The organism is Methanobrevibacter sp., from assembly GCF_045644645.1.
GTDB lineage: Archaea > Methanobacteriota > Methanobacteria > Methanobacteriales > Methanobacteriaceae > Methanocatella.
The window spans coordinates 1-5,715 of sequence record NZ_JAZRHE010000041.1 but is presented as its reverse complement, the minus strand read 5'-3'; the positions used below and the strand labels follow the sequence as shown (position 1 = coordinate 5,715).

Genomic DNA, 5,715 nt, shown 5'->3' with positions numbered 1-5,715 from the left:
CAATTTCATGAAAAATTAACCTTTTTTTCACTTTTTTTTAGATAATATTTAAATAATATAAAATATATAACAATTGTTATTACAATATAACAATTGTAATATTCAATAATGGGAGGGTAATATATGTGTGAAATTTTTTGTTTTAATTCAAATACGCCAAAACAAGTAAATGAATGTCTGCAATGTTTTTATAATCACTCTGAAGAACATCCAGATGGATGGGGATTAGCTAATATGCAATCCGATGAATTTGTTATAGATAAAGAGCCTATAAAGGCAACATGTAGTCAACATTTAAAAGACATATTGTCCCATCCCGTTATTGGAAAAAACGTGTTCGCACACATAAGATTAGCTACTGTTGGGGAAATAATCTCCCCAAATTGTCACCCTTTTCATGAACTGGACGACAACAACAGGTCATGGATGCTGATACACAACGGCACAATATTCGACTATCCTGAGCTTGACAAATACAGGGAATATGAAAACGGAGACACTGACTCTGAAAGAATACTTCTCTATATTGTTGGCAAGGTCAACGAGTTTGAAAAGGCAAAAGGGGCACCATCAACAATAAAGGAACGTTTCAATCTATTGACAGACATAGTGGTTGACTTATCAAAGAACAACAAACTTAATCTAATGATTTATGACGGGGATTTAACTTATATCCACTCCAACATGAGAAAAACCCTCTATTATCTAAAGGATGAGGAGGGATTTTTGGTCGCCTCCACTCCTCTGGATGATGATGATGAGGGTTGGATGGAAGTGGAACTGAACAAGCTTTTTGGTCTGATTGATGGAAACATCATCTTTGAAAGTGAAGAACATGACAATGAATTTATCCAAACAGAAGAGCATGAAAAGGCTATTGAAGAGTTTTTAAATTCATTATGAATGGAGATCGATGTTATGATCGATGGAGAAATGATACGTGAGACATTATACGATGAGTTCATAAAACCAACGTACGAAAAAAAGAACTTTATCGGTATTGAAATCGAAATTCCAATTGTCAATCTGGACAAAAAACCGGTAAACTTCGATGTTGTCCATGAGGTAACTCATAAATTCAACAGGCAATTTCAGGATTTCAGAAATAACGGAATCGATTATGAGGGAAATGTATTTTCCCTAAAAAATGCAGGCAATGATGATATAGTCTGTTATGACTGCTCTTACAATAACATAGAATTCGCAATGGGTCGTGAAAAAGATTTGTTTTCAATTAACGAGAGGTTCAGCGAATACTATGCATTCACCAAGGAAGCATTTGAGGAATACAATCATACATTGACGGGAATGGGAATCAATCCATACAGGAAATACAATGAATCAATTCCGATTCCATCCGAAAGATACCTGATGCTTTATCATCACTTGAAGTCCTATTCAAGGTATCTGGACCAGCCGATGTATTTTCACAGCTATCCCGAATATGGAATGTTTTCATCGGCTTCACAAGTTCAGCTAGACGTATACAAGGATGATTTGGTAAAGACAATCAATGTATTTTCAAAAATAGAACCGATTAAGGCACTGCTGTTTTCAAATTCGGTATTGTTTGAAGAAAACAATCACATTACTTGTTTTAGAGACGCATTATGGGAATATTCCGCCCATGGCATAAATCCTCACAATATCGGAATGTATGATGTCGACTTTAAAAGCATTGGGGACCTGCAGTTCTATCTGGAATCCCTAAACATTTACTGTGTAATGCGTGACGGGGCATATATCAATTTCCCAACAATGAATCTGCACGACTACTTCAAAAGGGAATCGGTAACAGGTGAAATATACAATAATGGAGAATATCGGGAAATTGAGATAAGGCCGTGCATAAAGGATATTAAATATCTAAGACCGTTCAAATTTATCAATCTGACATTTAGGGGCACTGTCGAATTCAGAAGCGTCTGCACCCAGCCCATCAGTGATTCAATGTCTGTCAGTGCATTTCACCTGGGCCTTAAGGGAAAGCTTGATGAATTGGAAGAGTTAATTAACGATGATGATGTAATATATCATAAAGGGTATAATGCAAGTGAACTTAGAAAACTTCTTATCCAAGACGAGCTTCCTTCCTTTGTGGATAAAAAGGGCATATGTAAGCTATCAAAGGATGTTGTTGATCTGGCATCCTGCGGACTTGAGGACAGGGGCATCGGTGAAGAGATATTTTTGGAACCTTTATATGAACGCATCAAGCAACACACAAATCCCGGAAAGAACATCATCGACTCCGTTAATGATGGTGTGGAAATGGAAAAGCTAATCCGGGAATACGGTAAATTAAGTGGGATTTAAATGGATTTATCAAATTTATGCAAATTATCGCCTGAAGAAATTTTAAAGGGGGCATTTGGAATCGAATGGGAAAGCCTTAGGGCTCATTCGGACGGCAAGCTGTCATTGACTCCCCACCCTGAAGTATTCGGAGACAAGCTGACAAACCCTCTGATAACAACAGACTTTTCAGAAAGCCAAATCGAGATAATCACACCGACATTCGATTCAATTGATGAGGCGTTTGACGTGTTTTCCCTTTTGGCGGACCTGGTAAATGCATCCCTTCCCGATGATGAATATTTATGGTTTCAGTCAATACCATGCATTCTGCCCTATTACGATAGGATACCAATAGCCAGATATGGTGAGGAAGGGGTGGAATCCGAAAAATACCGCATAGAGCTTGCCAAAAAGTACGGAGTCAAAAAGCAAATGATTTCGGGAGTTCATTTCAATTTTTCTTTTGCTGAAGATAGTTTGGAAAAGCTATATGAAATCACCGGATCTGAACTGGACTTTAAGGAGTTTAAAAATGGTATTTATTTGAAAATTGCCCGCAATTACCTGAGGTACTGCTGGCTGATCATCTATCTGACAGGATGTTCCATAGGATCTCACGGCACATTTTCAAAGGATTGCATCTATCTGATGGATGCCCGCGATGCATACGGCAGCTATTACAGCACACAGGGACCCTCATTCAGGAATGCATCCTGCGGATACAAGAATCTAAAGAGCCTCTATCCGAGTTACGATACTGTGGATGAATTTACAAGGGATATTCAGTCTTTTATTGATGATGGCGATCTGTCTGAAGCTAAGGAGCTCTACACTCAAATCAGGTTAAAGCCAAAGCATCCTAGGGACATGTTAAACTCGCTTAGGGAAGACGGTATTGAATACATTGAAATCAGAACCCTTGACATCAATCCGTTCTATAAATGCGGCCTCATAAGGCATGACATGAAATTCCTGCATCTGTTTTTAATCTACATGTCAATCAAGTCCGAATCGGATTATGCGGATTGGCAAAGGGAAGCCAAAATAAATGAAGAAATGGCTGCTGAAAGGGCCTATGATGAATCCATGAGACTTTTGAAGGATGGCGAGGAAGTCACCCTTAAGCAATGGGCATCAGAAATCATTAATGAGATGTATGGGATGTGTGAAGTTTTGGGCATTGATGAATACAGCACATTAAAATTGATGCATGACCGCGTATCAAACCCTGATTTGACCTACGGCAAAAGGTTATTGGAGTTGATAAGGGAGAGGGGATACATCAACACTCACATGATGCTTTCAATGGCCAATAAAAAGACCAGCAAGGATTTCGTTAGGAATATCGACATTGAAGATGAGATGTATCGGAAGTATATTCCGATGGCACTGTTTGAAAAATAATTTTTTTTTATTTTTCAATTTTTTTTAAAAAAATTCATTTTTTCAATAATCTTTATATACCATGAATAAAATAATTAAGACTAACCTTTATGGGCGGGTTTTATTAATTAAAACTTAATTGTAGATATTTTCTTTAAATAACGTGAGAGAAACTCACAATAGTCGAATAACTGGTTATAAACCAATACTTTTTTATAATCCAATTTACAGTTTATTTTATAGTGCATTTGTGAAATACTGTACTTTCTGACTATATTTTAAAATTTTAATAGCGTAGGCTATATTTACTATATTATTATTTATTAAAAAAACGGTTGATATAATGGCAAAGGCAAAACAAAGACGTAGAGTACGTGATACATGGAAAGAAAAATCCTGGTATACTATCAAAACACCAGTGAACTTTGAAGATAAAGAAATCGGAGAAACTCCAGCAAAAGATCCAGAACTTCTCATTGGAAGAGGAGTAGAAGTTACCATGAGGGAATTGACCGGAGACTTCTCAAAACAATACATCAAACTCAGATTTGAAATTGACAATGTTGCAGGTGATGTTGCAAACACCAAATTCACCGGCCACAAAACCACTACCGATTATGTAAGGAGCATGATCAGAAGAGGAACTTCCAGAATCGATGCTTCAGCTATCGTCAAAACAAAAGACGGTCGCAGAATCAAACTTCAAGTGCTTGCAGTAACCATCAGAAGAGCTAAATCTTCCCAACAAAGGTACATGAGAAGTGTCATTGAAGATTTAATCAAAGAAACTGCAGCTGAAAAAACCTTCGACGAATTGGTAAAAATCGTCGTCAACGGTAAATTGGCATCTGAAATTTACCACAATGCTAAAAAAATCTACCCACTCAAGAGGGTTGAAATCATCAAAAGTAAAGTAATCGAGTAAGATTACTTCTTTTTTATTCTTTTTTTGGCTTTGTAGAAATCCCATTTGATTTTTGTAAAAATTACTATGGAGTGAAAATTCTATGAATCAAAAACAAATCAGCATGTTGCCTGCAGGTAATGAAAAATATTGCTCAGGCAGCAAATAAAATATCTGCTTTTTTTTGTGTTGATGGAAAACAACATTGAATATTTATTTTGAATTTTTAATAAAGAACTACAGATTTATCATTATCTTTTTTAATTTTACTTAGAATATTTAAAATATATATAATCATAGTGCAATATTATTAATTAGTACATATTTTAGTACAGCAATATTAAGGAGGAAAAAATTGAATTTCAAAAAAATAGTGATTGCATTAATTTTTGCATCTCTTTTGATCGGTTGCGTTAGTGCTACAAACATAACTGACTTCAAAATTCATGATTCACTTAACGAAATATATAGCACCGATGACTTTGTGATATATGCGGATGAATATGGCGATGCAGGAATTGGAATCTACAAAATCATTGACAATGTTGAAGATAAAGACACAGACGCTGACGATAAAATCGATGATCTAGTCCATGACGACGGGGATGAATACATAACCGCAGATGATGATATGAATATTACCGTTAATTCAGACAACACCGCAAACTTCACCGATACAGACCATGGAACTGTTGGTGTTTCAGAAGTCATCAATCATAACGGAGAAAAACATGTTGTAGTCTTTTGGGCAAAAAATTCAAGCGAAAGAAATCAAGCTAATTTAACAGCTTCGATGGCTAACTTCAACAAAGACAACAATGTTACCCCAGTAGCATTCTAAATACCGGATTAGGGAAATGTATGAGATTTCATAGACTTCCAATTTGGGAGTGCCCAATATAGTCTTTTACCAAAAGTTTATACCTAAATATTCATTGATCCAGTTTTCGTAAAATGAAGTTAAATCAACGACTTTATAGAATTCTTCTTTAAATATTTCTATTAATGTGTTTAAATCTTAGTATAGTGATTTATATATTTTAGATTTGATTTTACGCCATACGTCTTCGATTGGATTTAAATCTGGGCAATATGGCTGCAAAAATATTAAGTTTATGTTCAATATTTCA

General features: G+C 35.7%; 6 protein-coding genes. 5 read left to right on the top strand and 1 reads right to left on the bottom strand.

What is annotated here, in order from left to right; genetic code table 11:
* Nucleotides 1–123: 123 nt before the first annotated feature.
* The 5 genes from ACKI4K_RS02955 (at nucleotide 124) to ACKI4K_RS02935 (ending at nucleotide 5,426) form a co-directional block, all read left to right on the top strand.
* On the top strand, nucleotides 124–903 hold the full coding sequence (locus ACKI4K_RS02955; protein ID WP_407422127.1) for a class II glutamine amidotransferase: 780 nt from the start codon (nucleotides 124–126) through the stop codon (nucleotides 901–903).
* A 15-nt stretch (nucleotides 904–918) separates the two neighbouring features.
* Nucleotides 919–2,316: a hypothetical protein gene (locus ACKI4K_RS02950; protein WP_407422125.1), complete on the top strand. Its 1,398-nt coding sequence runs from the start codon at nucleotides 919–921 to the stop codon at nucleotides 2,314–2,316.
* Nucleotides 2,317–3,702: a glutamate--cysteine ligase gene (locus ACKI4K_RS02945; protein WP_407422123.1), complete on the top strand. Its 1,386-nt coding sequence runs from the start codon at nucleotides 2,317–2,319 to the stop codon at nucleotides 3,700–3,702. It abuts the gene before it with no gap.
* Between the two features lie 322 nt (nucleotides 3,703–4,024).
* The gene (locus ACKI4K_RS02940) at nucleotides 4,025–4,606 is read left to right on the top strand and encodes a 30S ribosomal protein S3ae (RefSeq protein ID WP_407422121.1); all 582 of its coding nucleotides are present in this window, start codon (nucleotides 4,025–4,027) and stop codon (nucleotides 4,604–4,606) included.
* Between the two features lie 334 nt (nucleotides 4,607–4,940).
* Entirely contained in the window at nucleotides 4,941–5,426 is a 486-nt protein-coding gene (locus ACKI4K_RS02935) for a hypothetical protein (protein ID WP_407422119.1), read from the top strand.
* A 177-nt stretch (nucleotides 5,427–5,603) separates the two neighbouring features.
* Here ACKI4K_RS02935 and ACKI4K_RS02930 read toward each other — a convergent pair whose 3' ends face one another.
* Nucleotides 5,604–5,708: a transposase gene (locus tag ACKI4K_RS02930; RefSeq protein ID WP_407422129.1), complete on the bottom strand. Its 105-nt coding sequence runs from the start codon at nucleotides 5,706–5,708 to the stop codon at nucleotides 5,604–5,606.
* Nucleotides 5,709–5,715 lie beyond the last annotated feature (7 nt).

Bases quoted from the DNA above. Each gene is read 5' to 3' on its own strand.
- ACKI4K_RS02945 (WP_407422123.1), top strand. From the start codon at position 2,317: ATGGATTTATCAAATTTATGCAAATTATCGCCTGAAGAAATTTTAAAG.
- ACKI4K_RS02940 (WP_407422121.1), top strand. From the start codon at position 4,025: ATGGCAAAGGCAAAACAAAGACGTAGAGTACGTGATACATGGAAAGAA.
- ACKI4K_RS02950 (WP_407422125.1), top strand. From the start codon at position 919: ATGATCGATGGAGAAATGATACGTGAGACATTATACGATGAGTTCATA.
- ACKI4K_RS02955 (WP_407422127.1), top strand. From the start codon at position 124: ATGTGTGAAATTTTTTGTTTTAATTCAAATACGCCAAAACAAGTAAAT.